Source organism: Ligaoa zhengdingensis (assembly GCF_014384885.1).
In the GTDB taxonomy this organism is placed as follows: Bacteria; Bacillota; Clostridia; order Oscillospirales; family Ruminococcaceae; genus Ligaoa; species Ligaoa zhengdingensis.
The window spans coordinates 1-1958 of record NZ_JACRST010000070.1 but is presented as its reverse complement, the minus strand read 5'-3'; the positions used below and the strand labels follow the sequence as shown (position 1 = coordinate 1958).

The 1958-nt window shown below is 53.6% G+C and carries 4 protein-coding genes; all 4 read left to right on the top strand.

Translation table 11 applies throughout. The annotated features are described in order from the left end of the window. A partial coding sequence (locus H8711_RS13605; protein WP_249283876.1) for a phage replisome organizer N-terminal domain-containing protein occupies nucleotides 1-584 on the top strand: 584 nt, incomplete at its 5' end. After that, nucleotides 581-1435 (top strand): ATP-binding protein, encoded by an 855-nt coding sequence (locus H8711_RS13600; protein ID WP_002569234.1) that lies wholly within the window; start codon nucleotides 581-583, stop codon nucleotides 1433-1435. The genes H8711_RS13605 and H8711_RS13600, both read left to right, overlap by 4 nt. Then, entirely contained in the window at nucleotides 1432-1620 is a 189-nt protein-coding gene (locus H8711_RS13595) for a transposon-encoded TnpW family protein (RefSeq protein WP_002569233.1), read from the top strand. The genes H8711_RS13600 and H8711_RS13595 overlap by 4 nt, the downstream gene beginning before the upstream one ends. 111 nt (nucleotides 1621-1731) lie before the next feature. Next, nucleotides 1732-1958, top strand: a 227-nt coding sequence (locus H8711_RS13590; protein ID WP_249283854.1) for a recombinase family protein, incomplete at its 3' end; no start/stop codon positions are given.

Sequence of the window (1958 nt, the reverse complement as noted above, 5' to 3'; positions counted from 1 at the left end):
AGCATATCCCCTATACCGCCCAGATGATAGCCACGCTGACCCGTCACCAAATCGGGACGGTGGAACGGGCATTAGCCATCTTCCAGCAGTTAGGGCTTGTGGAGCAGCTTGACTGCGGGTTGCTTTATATGACCGACATCGAGCTGATGATAGGACAGTCCTCTACCGAAGCCGAGCGGAAACGGGCTGCAAGACTGGAAAACAAGGCACTTTTACCGCCCCGGACAAAAGGCGGACATTTGTCCGACATTCGTCCACCAGAGATAGAGATAGAGTTAGAGAAAGAGATAGAGATAGAAAAAGAGAGAGAGGGAGAAACGGGACACCCCGCCCCCGCCGCTTATGGCAGATACAACAATGTGATACTGACCGATACAGAGCTTTCCGGGCTAAAAACAGAGTTGCCCGACAAGTGGGAGTATTATATTGACCGGCTTTCCTGCCATATCGCTTCCACCGGGAAACAGTACCACAGCCATGCAGCCACCATTTACAAGTGGGCGCAGGAGGACGCTGCCAAAGGCAAGGCTGCCCCGAAACAGGGCATACCCGATTATTCATGCAAGGAGGGCGAGAGCTTATGAAAAACGGAATTGAAGCTATGATTACGGACATTACAGCCACTACCGCCGAAGCGGAGGACTACACAGGCGAGGACGGGCTTTTATACTGCGGTAAGTGCCATACGCCCAAAGAAGCCTATTTTGCAGAGGGAAAGACTTGTTTCGGGCGTGACCGCCACCCGGCAGAGTGCGACTGCCAGCGGGCAGCCCGTGAAAAGCAGCAAGCCGCCGAAAGCCGACAGAAGCACCTTGAAAAAGTGGAGGACTTGAAACGCCGGGGCTTTACCGACCCTGCTATGCGGAACTGGACATTTGAGCATGACAACGGCAGAAACCCGCAGACCGAAACCGCCCGCTTTTATGTGGAGAGCTGGGAAACCATGCAGGCTGAAAATATCGGCTACCTGTTTTGGGGCGGCGTGGGGACGGGAAAAAGCTACCTTGCCGCCTGTATCGCCAACGCCCTTATGGAAAAAGAGGTTGCCGTCTGCATGACAAACTTTGCAACGATACTGGGTGACCTTGCCGCCAGCTTTGAGGGCAGGAACGAATATATTTCCCGCCTTTGCAGCTACCCTCTGCTGATACTTGATGATTTCGGTATGGAGCGAGGAACAGAATACGGGCTGGAACAGGTTTACAGCGTGATTGACAGCCGTTACCGAAGCGGCAAGCCGCTGATCGCCACGACCAACCTCACGCTGGAGGAATTGCAGCACCCGCAGGACACGCCCCACGCCCGTATCTATGACAGGCTGACTTCCATGTGCGCCCCCGTCCGCTTCACGGGCAGCAACTTCCGAAAGGAAACCGCACAGGAAAAGCTGGAACGCTTAAAGCAACTGATGAAGCAGCGAAAGGAGAGCCTATGACAGAAACGAAACAGACAAGCACCACCAAAACAGACCGCCGCCCGGACTGTGTGACGGAAATCCGCATGGGCAACTCCGTCCTTACCGTTTCCGGCTTCTTCAAGCAGGGCGCAACCGACACCGCAGCCGACAAGATGATGAAAGTGCTGGAAGCGGAAGCTGCTACACAAAAAACGGCGATTTGACCGACCATAAAGAAGCAGATTTGACGCTTTTGCCGCTATACAGACAGCCGCCCCATGTGGTACAATCAAGGTACGGAATAGTGGGGCTGGCTGTCGGAAACGGAGGATTTTATGTTAAGACAGACCAACCAACAACCAATTACCGCCCTTTACCCAAGACTATCCCATGAGGACGAGCTGCAAGGCGAAAGCAATTCCATTTCCAATCAGAAGCGTATCCTTGAAACCTATGCAAAGCAGAACGGCTTTTCCAATCTGCGCTGGTACACGGACGACGGTTATTCTGGTGCGAACTTTCAAAGACCCGGTTTTCAAGCCATGCTTGCGGACATTGAAGC

Coding starts and splice junctions, on each gene's coding strand:
- H8711_RS13595 (WP_002569233.1), top strand. CDS start 1,432: ATGACAGAAACGAAACAGACAAGCACCACCAAAACAGACCGCCGCCCG.
- H8711_RS13600 (WP_002569234.1), top strand. CDS start 581: ATGAAAAACGGAATTGAAGCTATGATTACGGACATTACAGCCACTACC.